The 17,934-nt window shown below is 36.0% G+C and carries 24 protein-coding genes; 18 read left to right on the forward strand and 6 right to left on the reverse strand.

Annotation, left to right across the window (positions count from 1 at the left end; genetic code table 11):
- Positions 1-2: 2 nt before the first annotated feature.
- Together MUW56_RS21670 and MUW56_RS21675 are read left to right on the forward strand one after the other, a co-directional pair.
- The gene (locus MUW56_RS21670) at positions 3-449 is read left to right on the forward strand and encodes a hypothetical protein (protein ID WP_292015155.1); all 447 of its coding nucleotides are present in this window, start codon (positions 3-5) and stop codon (positions 447-449) included.
- Between the two features lie 11 nt (positions 450-460).
- Positions 461-979, forward strand: a complete 519-nt coding sequence (locus MUW56_RS21675; protein WP_292015156.1) for a hypothetical protein — start codon at positions 461-463, stop codon at positions 977-979.
- A gap of 74 nt (positions 980-1,053) precedes the next feature.
- Here the strand turns inward: MUW56_RS21675 and MUW56_RS21680 are convergent, their stop codons facing one another.
- On the reverse strand, positions 1,054-1,308 hold the full coding sequence (locus MUW56_RS21680; protein WP_292015157.1) for a hypothetical protein: 255 nt from the start codon (positions 1,306-1,308) through the stop codon (positions 1,054-1,056).
- Positions 1,309-1,756: 448 nt separating this feature from the next.
- Positions 1,757-2,212 carry a PPC domain-containing DNA-binding protein gene (locus tag MUW56_RS21685; RefSeq protein WP_292015158.1) on the reverse strand — a complete coding sequence of 152 codons (456 nt, stop codon included), beginning with the start codon at positions 2,210-2,212 and terminating at the stop codon, positions 1,757-1,759.
- A 280-nt stretch (positions 2,213-2,492) separates the two neighbouring features.
- On the opposite strand from MUW56_RS21685, the gene MUW56_RS21690 reads away from it, so the two are divergent.
- The 4 genes from MUW56_RS21690 (at position 2,493) to MUW56_RS21705 (ending at position 4,765) form a co-directional block, all read left to right on the forward strand.
- On the forward strand, positions 2,493-3,119 hold the full coding sequence (locus MUW56_RS21690) for a chloramphenicol acetyltransferase (RefSeq protein ID WP_292015159.1): 627 nt from the start codon (positions 2,493-2,495) through the stop codon (positions 3,117-3,119).
- 188 nt (positions 3,120-3,307) lie between these two features.
- Positions 3,308-3,466 (forward strand): hypothetical protein, encoded by a 159-nt coding sequence (locus MUW56_RS21695; protein ID WP_292015160.1) that lies wholly within the window; start codon positions 3,308-3,310, stop codon positions 3,464-3,466.
- A 190-nt stretch (positions 3,467-3,656) separates the two neighbouring features.
- Positions 3,657-3,833 carry a hypothetical protein gene (locus tag MUW56_RS21700; RefSeq protein WP_292015161.1) on the forward strand — a complete coding sequence of 59 codons (177 nt, stop codon included), beginning with the start codon at positions 3,657-3,659 and terminating at the stop codon, positions 3,831-3,833.
- Between the two features lie 590 nt (positions 3,834-4,423).
- Complete coding sequence (locus tag MUW56_RS21705; protein ID WP_292015162.1) at positions 4,424-4,765, forward strand: hypothetical protein; 342 nt, start codon at positions 4,424-4,426, stop codon at positions 4,763-4,765.
- A 15-nt stretch (positions 4,766-4,780) separates the two neighbouring features.
- On the opposite strand, the gene MUW56_RS21710 is transcribed toward MUW56_RS21705, so the two are convergent.
- Both MUW56_RS21710 and MUW56_RS21715 read right to left on the reverse strand, forming a co-directional pair.
- Positions 4,781-5,512, reverse strand: a complete 732-nt coding sequence (locus MUW56_RS21710; RefSeq protein ID WP_292015163.1) for an MBL fold metallo-hydrolase — start codon at positions 5,510-5,512, stop codon at positions 4,781-4,783.
- Positions 5,513-5,595: 83 nt separating this feature from the next.
- A complete protein-coding gene (locus MUW56_RS21715) occupies positions 5,596-6,354 on the reverse strand; it encodes an NUDIX domain-containing protein (RefSeq protein WP_367118549.1) in 759 nt (252 codons plus the stop codon).
- 236 nt (positions 6,355-6,590) lie between these two features.
- Between MUW56_RS21715 and MUW56_RS21720 the strand changes: the two genes are divergently transcribed.
- Positions 6,591-6,983, forward strand: a complete 393-nt coding sequence (locus MUW56_RS21720) for an MFS transporter (RefSeq protein ID WP_292015164.1) — start codon at positions 6,591-6,593, stop codon at positions 6,981-6,983.
- A complete protein-coding gene (locus MUW56_RS21725) occupies positions 6,895-7,779 on the forward strand; it encodes an MFS transporter (protein ID WP_292015165.1) in 885 nt (294 codons plus the stop codon). The genes MUW56_RS21720 and MUW56_RS21725 overlap by 89 nt, the downstream gene beginning before the upstream one ends.
- 245 nt (positions 7,780-8,024) lie before the next feature.
- On the opposite strand, the gene MUW56_RS21730 is transcribed toward MUW56_RS21725, so the two are convergent.
- Positions 8,025-8,402, reverse strand: a complete 378-nt coding sequence (locus tag MUW56_RS21730) for a helix-turn-helix domain-containing protein (protein WP_292015166.1) — start codon at positions 8,400-8,402, stop codon at positions 8,025-8,027.
- A 161-nt stretch (positions 8,403-8,563) separates the two neighbouring features.
- On the opposite strand from MUW56_RS21730, the gene MUW56_RS21735 reads away from it, so the two are divergent.
- The 10 genes from MUW56_RS21735 to MUW56_RS21780 all read left to right on the forward strand — a co-directional run bounded on the left by MUW56_RS21735 (position 8,564) and on the right by MUW56_RS21780 (position 16,744).
- Positions 8,564-9,499: an alpha/beta hydrolase gene (locus tag MUW56_RS21735; RefSeq protein ID WP_292015167.1), complete on the forward strand. Its 936-nt coding sequence runs from the start codon at positions 8,564-8,566 to the stop codon at positions 9,497-9,499.
- A 2-nt stretch (positions 9,500-9,501) separates the two neighbouring features.
- Positions 9,502-10,659, forward strand: coding sequence for an MFS transporter (locus tag MUW56_RS21740; RefSeq protein ID WP_292015168.1), 1,158 nt, complete (start codon positions 9,502-9,504; stop codon positions 10,657-10,659).
- A gap of 80 nt (positions 10,660-10,739) precedes the next feature.
- Entirely contained in the window at positions 10,740-11,441 is a 702-nt protein-coding gene (locus MUW56_RS21745) for a DsbA family oxidoreductase (protein WP_292015169.1), read from the forward strand.
- 102 nt (positions 11,442-11,543) lie between these two features.
- Positions 11,544-11,921, forward strand: coding sequence for a hypothetical protein (locus tag MUW56_RS21750; RefSeq protein ID WP_292015170.1), 378 nt, complete (start codon positions 11,544-11,546; stop codon positions 11,919-11,921).
- A 34-nt stretch (positions 11,922-11,955) separates the two neighbouring features.
- Positions 11,956-12,537, forward strand: a complete 582-nt coding sequence (locus MUW56_RS21755; RefSeq protein WP_292015171.1) for a nucleosidase — start codon at positions 11,956-11,958, stop codon at positions 12,535-12,537.
- Positions 12,538-12,597: 60 nt separating this feature from the next.
- A complete protein-coding gene (locus MUW56_RS21760; protein WP_292015172.1) occupies positions 12,598-13,392 on the forward strand; it encodes an AraC family transcriptional regulator in 795 nt (264 codons plus the stop codon).
- A 68-nt stretch (positions 13,393-13,460) separates the two neighbouring features.
- Positions 13,461-14,471, forward strand: a complete 1,011-nt coding sequence (locus tag MUW56_RS21765) for a S41 family peptidase (RefSeq protein ID WP_292015173.1) — start codon at positions 13,461-13,463, stop codon at positions 14,469-14,471.
- Between the two features lie 9 nt (positions 14,472-14,480).
- On the forward strand, positions 14,481-15,002 hold the full coding sequence (locus MUW56_RS21770) for a GNAT family N-acetyltransferase (RefSeq protein ID WP_292015174.1): 522 nt from the start codon (positions 14,481-14,483) through the stop codon (positions 15,000-15,002).
- 185 nt (positions 15,003-15,187) lie between these two features.
- On the forward strand, positions 15,188-15,763 hold the full coding sequence (locus MUW56_RS21775; RefSeq protein ID WP_292015175.1) for a Crp/Fnr family transcriptional regulator: 576 nt from the start codon (positions 15,188-15,190) through the stop codon (positions 15,761-15,763).
- Positions 15,764-15,934: 171 nt separating this feature from the next.
- On the forward strand, positions 15,935-16,744 hold the full coding sequence (locus MUW56_RS21780) for an alpha/beta hydrolase-fold protein (protein WP_292015176.1): 810 nt from the start codon (positions 15,935-15,937) through the stop codon (positions 16,742-16,744).
- A gap of 87 nt (positions 16,745-16,831) precedes the next feature.
- Here MUW56_RS21780 and MUW56_RS21785 read toward each other — a convergent pair whose 3' ends face one another.
- Positions 16,832-17,929 (reverse strand): TauD/TfdA family dioxygenase, encoded by a 1,098-nt coding sequence (locus MUW56_RS21785; protein ID WP_292015177.1) that lies wholly within the window; start codon positions 17,927-17,929, stop codon positions 16,832-16,834.
- Between the last annotated feature and the right edge of the window lie 5 nt (positions 17,930-17,934).

The following is a 17,934-nucleotide window of genomic DNA, read 5'->3' on the forward strand; positions in this document are numbered from 1 at the left end:
TTATGAAAAATCTATTATTAATACCTATTTTACTTCTAACCATTAATTGTTGTAATGCTCCAAAAAATAGTGATGATGCGGAAATAAAAGAGACTGTCACAAAATATTGGAAGGCTATAAAAGATAATGATATAGAAACATATAAAAATCTTTTTGATGAAAATGAAGAGTTTTCAGGAGGAATACAAGCAGATTTATTTTTTCTTCATAAAAACTATGAAAAAATAAATCCTAATAATATACTATTGAAAAACTATAAAATAAAAGATACTATTGTTATGTTTTCGAATAACAAACAAAAATATGTGCAATATGTAGTTAATAATCAAGGAAATAATGGTAATATTAAAAAACCATTAATAATAACTTTAATGTTTTATAAACCTGTTGGTTATAATAAAATATACAATCCATCTCCTTTAAAAAATCATATTGGTTGGGATAAATAAAAATATTAAAATTGAAGATTAATAAATATTTTATATTAAGTTGTGTTTTAGTAATTATCTCAATTATTCTGATTGTAAAATTAGATACTATAATTCCTTGGGTATTATTTTATTTGTCTGCCACTTTTTTTATTGTGTTACTTCTTAAACAAATTGATGATTGGGGAATTATGAAAAAGACCCCACACAGAAATTATGAATCTTTTTCAGATAATGGAATTTTTAAATTTTCAGAAAAAGGTTTTTCTATAAATGATAACAAAACACAGGATTTCATTGAATGGATAGATATAAAACAAATAATTTCATATAGTGTAACTTTTTATGAAAACCCGATGATTTTTATTGATATTTATACAGATACAAAAAATTATAGTTTTAATGAAGAAACATTGGGATGGTATCAATTAGTTTCACATATTCAAACTAATTTACAGAATGTTAGTGAAAGTTGGCATCTTGATAATCTTATTGATTCTTCAAATAAGGAAAAAGTAATCATTTATAATCGAGATTACTCTAAAATATAGATAAATCGTCACTATTCGACATTTTATAACTGGTTTCACTACATATAAACAGTGGTAGAGCCAGTTATTTTTATTTAAGCCTGTTTTGAATAAATATAATAAGCAGATGGCTCTTCTTCTTTGGGTGGTTGTTTTATTTGAGGTTTTTTAGTTTTCTCATTTTTATTATCCTTTGAATCAAGCGATTCAGGACATTTTGAACCTGGCAACTGAAAACAACGGAATTTAAATTCATAAAATGGGTTAGACTTCGAGTTTATCGAATCTTTTTTCTCCTGACCAAGGGAAACACAATACAGAAAAATAGAGAAAATACAAAGTTTATTCATACGTATGTTTTGTATGAGCTAATTACGTGAAATATTCAAATACTCAAAATCATAATTAACCTCTGAGATATTATTTTCAGTTATTACATTCAAAAACCTATGTTCTACACTTCCAAAATTAAAATCAGTATAAGAACACCAAAGAAGAAAAATCATTGTAGAATCCTTTTAAAATGAGTTAATACAAACTACGGAGAATCAACGAGAGAACTCACCAATGCTGTTTACTAATCGTGATACTACTTTTCTGTAAACCTGCATAAACAGGAAGCAGTACACTTTCTGTATAGGTAAAATCTTTGCGGGTTATCGCATAAAGCATTCAAAAAATTGTGTCTCTGTGTTTTTCCAATACCTAAGGGAACCTTATTCTGAATATAAGAAAGCAGGACATCAAACATCAAACAAATATTTCATCAAAAATAATATTTTCAATACCAACCAAGCTTTATTTTTCAAAATCATAGAGATTAATACCTGTCTCCTGATCTTTGATTTTTATTACCCTGGTATTGATCGGATAAAAAATAAATTCTGCAGCGCCCTGAATTTTTGCTTCCAAAAGGTGTCCGGCCAAAGCGGTATAATCTTCTCTTCCCAACGTAATGTGAAGATGAAGGGTCAATTTTCCTTCTATTTCAGAAACATTTCCTGAGATATTGGTGACTTCCATCTGTTCTTTAAAAGTCTTATCAACATATTTTTGGGTTGCCGGATTAAAGAAACGGAGAATTGCTTCACTTACAGCTCCTATTCCCGTCACTTCTCCTGCCAGAATATTCTGATCCTGAATAAAATCAGTTAACGTTTCTGTAATACCCGAATGATTCTTAAGACTTACGAGATAAACAGAGCCAGCCTTTTTGGCTGACCAGTTATTTCCTTTGAAATTTTGTACATCCATACTACTAAGATTTATTAATTATAAAACGAATTGAATATTTTGCTCTCTATTTTAAAGCCAAACATCTCATATTTTTAAAAGATCAAGACCTTCCGGTAAATGGGACCTTTGTATTCAGCCAGCTTATTTCAGTGCTGATCGTCTTTTAACAGGCAGGTCAATGCAATAATTATGCTTTATCCCATATTTTCAATAAAAATAGATGATCTGCATTCAATTTTTATTCTCTAAGACTTAAAAACCGGTAAAAAATCCTGAAATTTGCACCAAATAAGAATCAATGAAGATCGTAGATATAGAAAACTGGAACAGAAAGGAGCATTTTGAATTTTTTTCTAATATGGCAAGTCCTTATTTCGGTTTTACAACGGAAGTAGACTGTACAAAAGCGTATGATACTGCTAAAGAAAAAGGATATTCTTTCTTCGCGTATTATTTTCATAAGTCTATGGTTGCGATCAATACCGTGGATCAACTGAAGCTTAGAATTATCGATGGAAAAGTGGTTCAGTTTGATACGGTTCATGCCGGGAGCACCATTGGCCGGCCAGACGGGACCTTTGGCTTTTCATTTACCCATTTTTCAGAGGATTTTGAAGTTTTCAATGCTGCATTACAGGAAGAAATAAAAGGGGTATATCAGTCTTCCGGGCTCAGGCTAAGCAATGAAAGACTGGGAAAAGACCACATACGGCACACGGCTATTCCATGGAATTCATTCAGTGCTGTTCTTCACCCAACAGATTTTAATACCGGTGAATCGGTACCCAAGATTGCTTTTGGAAAATTCAATATCCGTGACGGCAGAAAATATCTTCCTGTCTCCATCGAAGCCCACCATGGTCTGGCAGACGGAATTCATCTTGCCCAATATGTAGCGGAATTTCAACGACAGCTCGATCTGTAAAAATTTAAGAAGTTGAGTATAGAAATGTAAAACATTCACTGCTCTTATTTTTCAAATTTGCTTTATTTACAGGAAACCGTAAGTAATATTTTCCTGTCTTTACTACATTTGACACAAGATATTGCTATATTAGGGAATTGATTTTACTATCAAGACCACTAATCAACCCATCACTCAATTGTATTAAGATGACCCAATTTGAAAATTCTGACTTACAGGTCCTTACCTCTAAAACTAGAGCAGATAAAGCCCTGGATCTTAGGAAATCAGGACATATCATTGTTTTGATGCATGAATTAGATGTTTTTGATGAGATTAAAGAGAAACTTCTTCAGAAAATCCTATAATAATAAATTCCCATATCATCATGCCGACTAATCATGCTTCATCTTTAAATGCTGACGATTTTATTATTGATGTTTCCGGAAATACAGACGTTCCGATTGATTTTGGAGATCGTTTCTCCGGTCCAATCTGACCGCTGCTGATTTGATTAAATCCCTTAAAGGCATTGACAGAAATCAAAATACCCAGAAGATGTTAATTGATTTACTGGAAAACACCCCTGAAATCATTGACTTTTCAAAATGGGGGAAATTTCTGCCTATCTCATATCAGGCACACTTATTAAAAGAAAAGTATTTTGATTTTGAGGGTTGTTATACTTATCTCCAACATCTGGAATTTATAAAAAATAACCCTACTGAACAGTAATATGCTTTACATTATAGCTTAAAAAAGCAGGATATTTGCAAATATCCTGCTTATACTTTGTCCTGAATGTGATCTTTTTACTAAATATTAAGAGTTATTATTGAAGTTTTTCATTGATTCATAGCTTTAAAAAAACCTTTTTCCATCGGGTAAAATTTGAGTTATAAAATTTGAAAGTATTGATCGAGATCATAAAAAGAGAACAAAGGAATCCTTTACATTTAATCCCTGTTAAAAGCGGTCAATATAAATATTGGCAAACAGTCTGATAAAAGCTGTTATGATGTTTTATTTAAAAACGTAACGTGGTACGTATGTGGTACACGGTTTTAATAAAATTATAATCATTTTTTATTTCTTTGCCGTATGTAAAATGGAGGAGAATTCATATGTGTAAATATTTTAACATAATCATTCAATAGAAATGAGTCACATATGGAATTTTATTGAATTATATTCAAAGAAAAAATAAAGTTTTGAATACATAAAAATTATTTTCCAGCCGGATTATAGGATCAGCCCGGGAAAAAAATTTTGTTCTGATGTAAAAAGGATGTTGCATCAGAAATTAGTAGAGATGAGAAAGCATTATGAAAAACAAAACACCTGAAACCAACTTAGAGGATTTGAATCAAAAGATTCTGGTACAAGACGAAATCATGGCATTAGCCAAGGCAAATTCTCCTCGTTTGCTGAATAAATTCAGACTGGTTTATCCGGATTTTTTCGAAAAGTTAGCTGCGATACAGCCAGGGCTTAAAAACTCAGAATTGATCTTTTGTATTTATCTGAAGCTCAATATGACGACAAAAGAAATTGCCACCTGTATCTTTGTCACGCCCAAAGCTATACAAAACCGGAAAAACAGGATCAGAAAGAAACTCAATATTCCCTCTGAATTTGATATCTATAAATGGTTTAATGAAATTTAAACCATTTTTTTAGATTCAAACTTCTGCAATGGCTTTGTCCAGATCGTGATACAGAAGTATTTTCCAATGATTTTCTCTTGCCTCTTTTTCCCATTTCAGTCTCAGTTCCATTGCTTTTCTTCCGTCAAAATCACTTTTGTACGCTAAGTGGTATTTTAAATAGGAAGCCTGAGGAAGATCATCAGCACCATAGAAAACGGTTTCATTATTTTCACGGATCCAGAAAACCTGCATAAAAGGAGTATGACCGCCTACTACTTCATAGGAGATTTCATCAGTGATCTGGCCTATATCCTCATTCATCCAGATGATATTGGGGAGTTCAATCAGTTTTTCCAATATCTCAAAATCGAAAGAAGGATTCCCCTTATTTTCCATTGCAAAATCCAGTTCACGCCTTTGTATATAAATTTCCGCCTTGGGAAATGCAGCTTCAAAACCGCGGCCGGTACGTATCAAAGCTCCTTCAATATGATCTTTATGGAGGTGGGAAAGCAATATTTTGGTGATTTGGTTCGGGTTGATATTTTCTCTTTCCAGGATTTCAGAAACAACAGATGTTCCTGCATCATTTTTCCATCCTATTCCTGTATCCAGCAGGATATAATCGTTTTCTGTAATAACAAGAAAGGGTTGTACAGACATCTTAATCCCTTTAACTGTATCCAGGTTTTCTGCTGTTAAAAGTGTGAAGTCCTTGGTTTTACTGGCTGAGAAATTGCCTTCTTTGAGCGGAATGATTTTCATCCTGCAAATTTCCTTAATATTTCTAAAAATTCAAAGAAATTTCATCAATGTAAATCATCAACAAAAACAATCATACGGAGCATCTACCAGTTGCTTAAACCATTTTCTAAAGCTTTTGCATAATTTTCCCGGTCAAAAGAGTAGAGGTCGGGTGACTTATGAGCTCCCCCGCGTCTTTGTTCTTCCAGTTTTTTTAATATTCCTAAGTTTTTAATCTTTCTGTAAAAATTCCCGCGGTTGAGCGTTTTGCCTAATAAAGCTTCATACAGTTTCTGCAGTTCCTGAAGGGTAAATTTTTCAGGAAGAAGATTGTATCCGATAGGTTTATATGAAATTTTTTCCCGAAGGGTAAGCAATGCTTTCTCTATAATTTCCCGGTGGTCCATAGCCAGCTCAATTTCAGCAAGGTTCTTTATATACACCCATTCGCATATTTCACTCATTTCATCTGCAACAGGGCTGATAGCTGAAGACTTGTACAAAGCATAATATCCCACTGAAATGAAACGCTGTTTCTGGAAAAGACTATCATCAAAATCTTCAAAGTAATACTCACTTCTGTCTTTCTTTCCGAAAACACCAAATTCCTCAAGAAAAATATTCTTCAGACCCGTTCTGGATTCCAGAATTCTTGATATGGCATCATCTAAATCCTCATCTTTCTGTACGTAGCCCCCGGGAAGAAGCCATTGTTTTCTGTAATTCATTTTTGCCAGCAGCACCTTCAGTTCATTCTGATCAAAACCAAAAATAACCGGATCTGCTGAAATATGAGGGAGGTAAATTTCCTTTGCTTCTATAGACCTCTTTATGATCTGCTCTTTGGAATCCATATCATTCATAACATTAGTGTAGATCACAAATGTAAGATAAAACTGGACAATACTTCAAAAATACTTTATTAAAGCTTGTTTGAGAAAGATCATCTATTATTTTAACAGATTATATAGATCATTTCTTTTTATTTAAATGACTACCTTTGGGCTCTTAAAAGCAACAGGTTTCTGACTGACAGTATTACATAATGAGGCTCAGTCATCTGAAACGGTTTTCTATTCACCCAAATTTTATATGCAATATGCAGGAGAGTTCTTCTAACGGCATTTCTAGAACAGTGATCTGGCTGATGGCCATTATTTCCGGGCTCGTAGTAGCCAATAATTATTATAATCAGCCTTTGCTGGCGCTTATTTCTGAAGATCTTCATGTTTCCGAAGCTGCGGCCAGCAGAATTTCTGTGCTCACCCAGATCGGTTATGCATTGGGATTATTGCTGATTGTACCGCTTGGAGACAAATTTTTCCGGAAAAAACTGATTTTAATAGACCTTTTTCTTGTTTTTGGATCTTTATTGTGGATGACTTTTTGCCAATCAATTATGGATGCTGTATGCTGCCAGCTTATTAATCGGAGCTACGTCGGTCATTCCTCAGTTATTTGTTCCTATTGCAGCAGAACTTTCTTCGGATAAGGAAAAATCTTCCAATATTGGTCTTGTGATGTCCGGGCTTCTGCTTGGGATACTCCTTTCCCGCTTCGTAGGAGGGATTGTGGGAGAAGTTTGGGGCTGGAGAGCTATGTTTGGTATTGCAGCAGGGTTAATGATTTTAGTATGGCTGGCCGTTTATAAAATGCTTCCGGAACTGCAGCCAAATTTCAAAGGGAGCTATAAAGAGCTGATGCGTTCCGTAGCTCATCTTGCCAGAACACAGCCTATTCTCCAGCTTGCCTCATTCCGTGGAGCAATGGCTTTCGGCTCTATGTGCGCCCTGTTTACCACATTGGTCTTTCATATGGAAAAACCGCCTTTCAATGCAGGATCGTCTGTTGTGGGAAGTTTTGGACTGGCAGGTGCAGTAGGCGCCCTGGCGGCCGCGAAAGTAGGGAAATTACAGAAATACCTGGATATCAACCGGATCATATTATATTCATTACTGATCGTTATTGGAAGCTGGGGATTCACCTATTTTGCCGGAGAAACGTATTGGGGACTTATCATAGGCGTAATTCTTGTCGATCTTGGGGTGCAGTCCAGCCATATTATGAACCAGACCAATTATTTCCTGATAAAATCCAACGCTGTCAACAGATTAAATACGGTGTATATGGTTTCTTATTTCATCGGTGGATCATTAGGCACCTGGCTGGCTTCAATAGCCTGGCAAAAAGCACAATGGAGCGGCGTCTGCTTTATAGGGACATTATTTGGAGTACTGGCACTGATCGCTCATATCCTGTTTTCTCAAAAAGTAAATAAGCTTGATTGAAAAAAGAGTCATTTACAATAAAATTTAATATCATTGTCACAAATGCACGACTGATTTGATTCGTGCGTTTGTGGCAAAAATATATGGATTATTAATGTATTCATAAAGATCCGGTTATCATTTGACGGTAGTAAATCTTTAGTAAAACATTTGCGGTTCCAGTACCAATCAATAGGTGTTTCACAATAATATAATTTTCCCTCCGGTTTCACTTATGGCACAGGGTTATGAGGAACATAAAAAAACTATTCTTCAGATATACTTTGTTCCTGGATTAGTTCTCTATGTTTTCCACCCCATTTACTCAGCTCGTTCCAGATGGGAATCAGTTCTCTGGCAATGTCTGTGAGTTCATAATCTACACGCGGAGGAACTTCCGCATGTACCGTTCTTTTTATCAAACCTTCTTTTTCCAGTTCTCTCAACTGAAGGGTGAGCATCCGTTCTGTTATTCCTAAAATAGCTTTTCTAAGTTCACTAAAACGGAGCTTTCCATCTTTAAGCTTATCTAAAATCAGCAGTTTCCATCTGCCTCCGATCTTACAGACGGCATAGGTCAGATCACACTCATGTATATATTGTCTGTTGATATTATTCGTTGAATTTTCTTTGATCTTACCCATTACTTACAAGTTTGTTAGTACCATACAATTCATTGTATACCGTGCAAATGTAAGATTTGAATTTTAATTTTGTCAACAGAAGCAGAAAATAGGCAGCAGTAAAGAACAATAGCGCTACCGTTCACTGCAAAAAAGAATATCAACTTAAATTAAAAAATAAAATGCAGTTAACCCCAAAGATCACCCAGATTGTAAGCCACTTAGAAAAAATACAATCATTCAATGTGCAGGATTCCTTAGACGATACCCGTAAATATCTTGAAGTCATGACCCTTCAGCTTAGCGGAAAAAAAGAATCTATGACCATGATAGAAGAATTGAATATACCAAAGGAAAATCACCGGATTCCCATCAGGATTTACCGTCCCAATGGAAAGGAAATTCAGAAATCATCAGCTATTATTTATATTCATGGAGGATGGTTTATTGCTGGAGGATATGAAACCCATGATGCTGTAGCCCGAAAACTGGCTAATAAAACAGGATCAGTAATTATTTTTATTGACTATCGCCTTGCCCCGGAATATCCTTTCCCGGCAGGTTTACATGACTGTATTGATGCCGCAAAGTGGGTCATGGTGCATGCAGAATCTTTGGGAATTGACCAAAATCAAATCGGGATTATGGGGGACAGCGCAGGTGGGGCTCTTGCAACAGCTGTTTCTACACAAATAGGGGAGCATCTGAAATTCCAGGTGTTAATCTATCCGGCGACCGACAATCATCTCAATTCAAAATCATGGGAAACCTATGAAAACGGACCGGTCCTGAATAAACCGGGAGGCATTGAAGCCTGGAAAGCGTATCTTCCTGAAGATAAAGCCAATGACCCTCTTGCTGTTCCTGTTTTAATCAAAGATTTTAAAGCTACTCCTTCAACTTTAATCATCTTAGCGGAACACGATCCACTCCTCGATGATGGAAAGCAGCTGGCTGAAAATATGGAAAATGCAGGAATATCTGTTAAAATAAGCTTTTATCAAGATATGGTGCATGGATTTATGCATATGGGGGAAGTCTTGGATGAGACCCAAATTGCGGTAGATGAAATGGCCACTTTTGCTCAACAGCATTTTGAAACGGTAATCCAAAAGTAGCGATGAAGAAATATGCATACATTGGATGTCTGGGGTTTATAGCAGTAATCACAACAGAATTCGGTGTTATCGGGATTCTGCCACAAATTGCAAAACACTATCATATCGGGATTGATAAGGCGGGTTATCTATTAAGCGTATTTGCCCTGGTCATTGCCCTTACCGGCCCTTTTATGACACTCCTTACATCGGGTTTTGACCGTAAAAAAATAATGATCACGGCTATTTTTATGTTTTTGATTACAGGAATTGTGTCATCATGTTCACCTCCATTCTGGTTATTGCTGCTTGTAAGGATTCTTCCTGCATTTTTACAGCCGGTGTATATTGCGACCGCATTATCTGTCGCCATATCCCGGGCAGATGACCGCAGAAAAAATGAACTGATGAGCATTGTATTCAATGGCGTCGCTATAGCCATGGTCACAACGGTTCCTTTTGCCACATGGGTCGCCGGGCTTGGTTCCTGGGAAAATTCATTTATGATTCAGACCGGAGTGAGTCTGATTGCTTTGATTACCATTCATTTTCTATTGCCGCCAATGCCTGTTAAAGAGAAAAAGACGTATGGAAGCCAGATCATCATCTTGAAGCATCCTCCGTTTATTCTAAGTACGCTGACGAACTTTTTTATGATCACCGCCTGGTTTTCTACCTACAGCTTTTTTGCGGATTACCTGAACAAAGCGAAGGGTATGGATACTTCTATGGTAAGCTATATGCTGTTCCTGTTCGGAATTATAGGAATTTTAGCCAACTCTATCGCGGGTAAAATGCTCAATAAAAATGTAGCCGGAACTACAGCATTTTTTCTTTCAGGAACCATTTTAGTTCCTATACTGCTGTCTATTTCTGATGGAAATCTACTGGCAACCGTTACGGTCATAGGAATCTGGGGATTTCTTTATTCGCCAAGTTTCCTGAATGCTTCAACCTACATGATTTCTTCTGCGCCGGATTCACTGGAATTTGCCAACAGCCTGGCCACCTCATTTGGAAACCTGGGAGTTACTTTAGGAACAACGATCGGAGGCTGGGTCATCATGACAAAAGGAGCAGAGTATACCCCATGGATTGGCTTTGGCTTTGGCCTTCTTGCCTTTTTAATGATGATCTTAAAGACTATTTTTGAAAAACACAGAAGGCTTTCTACCTGTTAAAACTAAACTGTAACATTTTTTGTTACATTAGTAAAAATGTATTATCTTTGTCCTATTAATTTGATTTAAAATTAAATACAATGAAAATAGAAATCTGGTCGGACGTAATGTGTCCGTTTTGTTATATCGGGAAAAATAATTTTGAACAGGCTTTAGAGAAATTGCCATTTAAAGATCAAGTTGAAGTAGAGTGGAAGAGCTTTCAGCTGGATCCAACCTTGGATCCCAAGGAAACTCAAAATACAATTCAATATTTTAAAGAAAAGAAAGGAATCGTTGAAGACCAGGCTACACAGATGCTAAGCCAGGTTACTCAAATGGGTAAGGGTGCCGGGATTGATTTTAATTTTGAAAAAGCATTGATCACGAATACTTTCAGTGCCCATAAGCTGCTTCATCTGGCTAAAAAATACAGCAAGGCCAATGAAATGGAAGAAGCTTTATTTATCGCTCATTTTATTGATGGCAAAAATGTAGGGGATCCCGAAGTCTTAGTGTCGATTGCTGAAAATTTAGGAATAGAAAAGGAAGAAGCAAGACAGGCTGTTACTTCTGACCACTTAGACTATGAGGTGAATCAGGATATCCAGGAAGCCAGAAATAATGGTATTTCCGGTGTTCCTTTTTTTGTACTCAACGGAAAATATGCTGTTTCAGGAGCACAACCGGCAGCGGTATTTGAAGATGCGCTTCAGCAGACATATAAAGAAACGGTGAGTCCTTTTAAGGATCTTTCCGGCGGCAGTGGCTCCTCGTGTGACGCTGACGGATGCAGTATTTAATACTTATGAACCCCAAGCTATTTATAGTTTGGGGGTTTTAATTTAAATCTTTAAGTTAAGCAATAAAATGATAATATGGATATCGTTATTAAATAAGCTGTCATGAAGATTATTAACCTACTGAGAATAGTCTCTATTCTTTCTTATTTACTCGTTATTTTATCGGGTGAAATGATTGGAGTACCATTGGTCTGCTGGCTTTTATTTACCGTTGTTGATGTTGGAAACATTGATCAGGTTTTTGCAATTCTGGGGATTTTAGGGGTTGTGCTCAATGTGACAAGATGGAGAAACAGGATTCCAGTAACAATTTTAATTTTCATACTTATGCTCTTGCCACTCATTAGCAGAATGGTACAGATCCCCCTTGAACGGTTTAATTATTTATCATTCCAAATTCCTTTATCAATTTTTATCATCTGCTATTTGATATTCATCATTCTCAATGCAAAAAAAGAAAAACCTGTTGTATCTTTGTAAAGCTTTATAAATAGCGCAATAAATCTAATTTTTTATGATAAAAATTAATAACGAAACTCATTATCCGGTGGATGATACCCTTTTTGTTTTTGCATTGGATTCAGAAGCGGGAACTGTATTTGACGGGAAAAATAAATTAATAACCGGGATCGGGAAAGTCAACGCTGCCATAGAGCTGACCAAAGAAATTCATTTCAGAAAACCAAAACTGATCGTTAATTTAGGCTCAGCGGGAAGTAAAGGATTTCATAAAGGAGAAGTGGTATGCTGCACAAAATTCATCCAGCGGGATATGGATGTAAGGGGACTTGGATTTGAACTGTATGAAACACCACTATCAGGAGTGCCTCCCGTATTGGAATATGGTCTTAAAATGGATAGTTTACAAGAAGGGATCTGCGGAAGTGGCGACAGTTTTGAAATGAACCATTCCGAAACGGACTACAATATTGTGGATATGGAAGCGTATCCATTGGCATTGATTGCCCAAAAGGAAAACATTCCGTTTCTATGTCTGAAATACATTTCTGACGATGCGGGAAGTGATGCTGCAGACGATTGGAGTGTGCAGGTACACCTGGCCTCTGAAGCATTTAAGAAAATATTGTTTTCATAAATAAATCCTTAAGAAAATTCCAGGATTATATTCTTTATTTTTACATGCAGGCTTCCAATTATGAAAGTGACTTTTTATCAACCGGTACATCCTATTCTCAAAAAATATATTGAAGGATATTATTTTGTAGCAAAAGATGATCATCATCAGCCGGTCAGGTATCTTACATTTCCGGACAACTTTTTCATTCTATCAGCATGTCAGGATGTATCTATTACTCAGGATAAAGGATGGGTGGAAATTTACCGGTCCTTATCAGAAAATATTGTGATCGATTTAGTTTTGAGATGTTCTGTTCCTACTGAAATTTTTTATCAGCAATCGGTTAATGAAGTTACTGTTTACTTTAAGCCATTGGGTATGTATCACTTTTTTGATGATGACGGAAAGGAAGCTTTTCAAGAAAACATTCACCTTTCGGATTTTAAAGAAGTGATGAATGTTATTTTAAAAGAGGCTGACAGAAAGAGACAAATTGAAATGCTGGAAAATTATTGGCTTTCAAAATTCCGGCAGAAAAATTTAATCCTGGCTTATTCAATCCTGGCCGATTTTGAAACTGAACTCAGCATCGAAGAAATTGCTGAAAAAAATAAAATAACGAGACAGTATGTAAATAAGATCTCACAACGATATTTAGCCAAACCAGCATCTGAATTCAGAAAGATCCAGAGATTCCGTAAGGTGTTGATGTCAAATAAAAAAAACAGGAACCTTACGGAACTTTCCTACGAAAATCTTTTTTATGACCAGTCGCATCTTATTAAAGACTTTAAAGAACTAACAAAAATAAGTCCCGGAAAATTCTTTGATCATGTAGATACCGAACAAAATAATATCTGGTTGTTTATTTAAGTTTCCATTTTTACAATTTATATGATTTTCATTGAAATACATTTGCTGAAATAGTAAACCCTGTTTCGATGAAAAAATTACTGGCCGGAATCCTCTTTTTTTATGCATTCTTTTCTAATGCGCAGAAAGATGACAATACCAAAGTGCTTTCTGATATTACAGAAAAAGTAAAAAAATATTATATTGATAAAGAGGCTTATAAAACAGCAGATTCCTTATTTCAAAGTGACCTTAAGAAAGGTACTTTCCATAATCTGAATAAAAAAAACTTTGCAGAACTGCTGACCCAGAAGTTGAGAACAGCAATAAAGGATAAGCATCTTTTCGTTAAATATCTCGAAAACTACAGTCCTGAAAAGCTGGTCGGTGAGAAAGAAAAAGAGAAATTAACCAATTTCCTTAACAGTCTTGAAAATTTTGGTTTTGAAAATGTTCAGCGTTTGGAAGGTAATATCGGATATATCAATTTCAAAGGTTTTGCATCCCCTGAATCCAGTGCAAATACATTGGCTGCTGCCATGAATTTTGTGGCCAATACCAACGCTCTGATTATTGACCTTAGAGAGAATGGTGGGGGAGATAATGGAATGCTTCTGTTATTCTGCAGTTATTTTTTTGATAAAAAAACGGAGCTTTATACCACTTATTTCAGACATGAAGATAAAACCGTAGTAAATAGTACACAATCCAATGTTTCCGGGCCGAAATATCTTCATAAAAAAATCTGTATTCTTACCAGCAAAGAGACCTTTTCCGCAGCTGAAGGGCTTGCTTACTTTTTGCAGCAACATACATTGGCTGAAGTAATCGGTGAAAAAACCGGAGGTGCTGCCAATCCGGTAGATCATTTTGTTATTCAAAATCAATATTTACTGCTTGTTCCGGCAGGGGAAATCTCTTCTTCAGTACATCATAAAAATTGGGAACATACCGGAGTAATTCCTGATCACGAAGTAAAAGCTGAAAATGCTTTAAAGGCCGCCTACAGCAGAATTTTAAAAAATATAATAAAAACAGGAACAAAAACAGAATTAAGCATACCTGAAATAAAGAAACTTATTAATAAATTAGATCAATAAATGAATAATATGTCATCAATAATCATTAATAAAGCTGGAGTAAAAGATCTTGAAGTCGTCCAAAATATTGGAATACAGACCTTCTCTGAAACATTTGCAGAAGATAATTCCGAAGAGGCTATGAAAAAGTATCTGGAAGAAAGTTTCAATACTGAAAAAGTGAAGTCCGAGCTTAATAATCCGGATTCTCTTTTTTACATTGCCTGGGAGGAGGACGATCCTGTCGGTTATCTGAAAGTGAACTCCGGCAAAGCTCAGACAGAATTACAGGATGAAGCCGGTCTTGAAATTGAAAGGATCTACGTAAAGAAAAGCCATCATGGCAAAAAAGTAGGGCAGCTTCTTTATAACCAGGCTTTGGAAACGGCTCAACAACTCAATAAATCTTATCTGTGGCTAGGAGTTTGGGAAGAAAATTTAAGAGCTTTGCACTTTTACAGAAAAAACGGATTCGTTGAATTCGACAAACATATTTTCAGACTCGGACAAGAGGAACAGACAGATCTGATGATGAAGAAAATACTGGATTAGATTTTTACCGCGATATAAACTAATCTCAATTTTTCTCAAAGATCAAGGGGGATAATGCAGATATCTGCATAAAAACCTGTATAATCTGTAAATCAGCATAGATAAAATAATAGTAATAGATGAAAAATACAGCGTTATATTGAATCAGAGATCAAATCCTCTGTGACTTTGCGCTTATCCAGAATATGAACAATTCAGAGTTTTTACAACAAATTAATCAGTACTATCCATTATCTGATGAGACTATTAAGGCTTTATTGGATATCTGTACGGAAGAAAAATACCGTAAAAATGATCTTCTCCTGGAATCGGGAAGCATGGCAAGACATTATTATTTTTTGAAATCCGGATTAATAGGCTATTATACAATCGATGAACAAGGAGATTATATTTACAAAATTTTCTTTGAAGAAAACAGTTTCGTTGCCTCTACCGCTTCCATTATAAAAAATGAGCCGAGTGATTTTACTATTGCTGCGCTTGAGGACTGCTCAGTAATCCAATATCCGGTAAAAGCCTACCGGGAATTACTGGAAAAGTACCATGATCTGGCTCTCTTTCACTTATATTATCTGGAAAAGAACTGGGTAGTCAAAAAGGAACCGCTGGAAGTTTCTTTAAAATATGAAACTGCAAAACAACGCTATTTGCAACTGCTTGAAAACACATCTTTGTACGAAAGGCTGAAACAGTACCAGATTGCCTCTTATCTGGGAATTACCCCCACGCAACTTAGTCGTATAAAAAAGGAAATAAATTAACAAAGGCTTCAACATATGTTGAGGCTTTTTTATTATTTCCGCCTCATTTTTGTCTTATCATAAGATCAAAGGAATATCTTCATCAAAACCCCGGAATACCAATAGAAATTCCTACATTTATACAGATGTACTTTGATATTATGTTTATCATTCATTAAACATTTTTACAGCATGAAAAAGTTAATCCGCATTGTTGTTGTCCTGACTGCGTTTGTTCAGGCTTCAGCACAAAAAATTATTCATCAGGAAGTATTCAGTCCCAAAATGAATAAAAAGATCAAAACGATCATTATTACTCCCGACATTGAACCTAAGACCACGTATCCTTCTGTGTATATACTCCATGGTTTCAGCGGTAATCCGGACAGGATCATCAAACAGGATATTCCTGACCTGATTCAGAAAGCTCAGGAATATAAGACCATTTATATTCTGCCGGATGGAAATTATAGTTCATGGTATGTAGACAGTCCAATCGTTAAAGATTCTCAATACCAGACTTTCATTGGAAAAGAACTTGTGGATTTTATTGATAAAAACTATCCGGTGAAAGCAGAAAAAAAGTTCCGGGGCATTCTGGGATGGAGTATGGGAGGCTATGGGGCTACCAACATTGGAATTACCTATAACAAAACGTTTGGAATTGTAGGAAGCTCATGCGGAGCATTGGATTTTAACTCTTTCGGGGAAGGCTACGCAAAATATATGGTCAATAAAGTACTGGGACCTTTGGAATCTATCAACCCTATTTTTCTAACGGATAATAAAGTAAAATTGATGGCAGGTGCCGGCCAGCAATATATTTTTGACTGCGGAACAGAAGATGTCCAGATGATCGGGATGAACAGAAAATTCCATAATAAACTTACTGAGCTTAAAATTCAGCATTTATATATAGAATCCTTAGGAATCCATGATCCGGTCTATTGGAGCAGGTCGCTATCTGAACAGCTGACCCTGTTTAACTGGTTTTTTAAATAAAAGATATTTTCAAAATAAAATCCTTTTTAAGCGCTTGCTTAAAAAGGATTTTTCATTGATTGATTGTTCAAATGCTATGGGTGCATTCTAAAAATGTTGAAAATTTTTGCCCAAATGTTCTTCTATGACAAAGAACGGGTCTTCCGTAAGGGTATGTGCCCTCATATCAATAAGGCTTACCTTACTCATCATACGGAGCATAATTCTTCTTTCACAAGGATGTTCCACCCCGTCAATATTTCTTACTCCGGCACGGAAAGCTGATCTTCCATGGGCACATAAGTGATTGTTGACCAGTATAACATCTCCTGCCTGAGGCGTAAAATCAGAATAGATCAAATGTCTTGCTTCCTCCCAGAATTCCTTCAAATGATGCTGAGCTTCATCCGATTGTCTGATACTTGAATTGAAAAGCTGCTCTGCAGCATCAAATCTCATGAATGGAAGCTTATAGTTCCCGTACAACACAGCATCTAAAGTCTCTTCTTCATTCATGCCGGTTTCCAGATTCGCATCTTTGGGTATTTTATAAATACGCTCAAAAAGAGGCCTGTAGTTTTCGCCAATGGATTCATGAGAACGGATAGAATAGAGGGTTGAAGGTACCTGCTCTTCGTTGCGCACATACATAAAGCTCAGAAAATCGGCCTGGTGCTTCAGAAAAGCATCTTCAGTATGTACATAAAGATCGGTGGAAGATCCTGATCCCGTCTGTGTCTCTCTCATTTTTTCATCGGGAATGATCGCATGGATCAATCCTCCTCCCTTGCGCTGGGAATAGTATTGTACAGGTTTCGACGGCAAGGCTCCATGAATCAGGGCACAGGCAAAACCATATAAATTAAACTTTGAATAATCGGCCGACTGCCAATTGGGCGGGGTAGAGCCTATACTCTCCTGGTCGATATCCATTAATCCCTTAAAGATCAATGCACCATACTGATTTTTAGAAAAGTCACTGGCAAAATCAGCCGCTATATGTAAAATTCTCTCGGGTAAAAAATAAGAAGCCAGCTGATGGACGTGTCTTATAAAGTCACGATTTTCATAGCTGCCATATTTTCTCTGAAGATGCTCCGCTGCATCTTTTATCATTCTTCGTTCTTGAGAAGTGAGCTCAATTGCTGTAGGAAGCAGTTTTACCTCGGTAATACTGTCATTATCTAAAATTTCTAAAGAATTCATTAAAA

This window comes from Chryseobacterium sp., assembly GCF_022869225.1.
GTDB lineage: Bacteria > Bacteroidota > Bacteroidia > Flavobacteriales > Weeksellaceae > Chryseobacterium.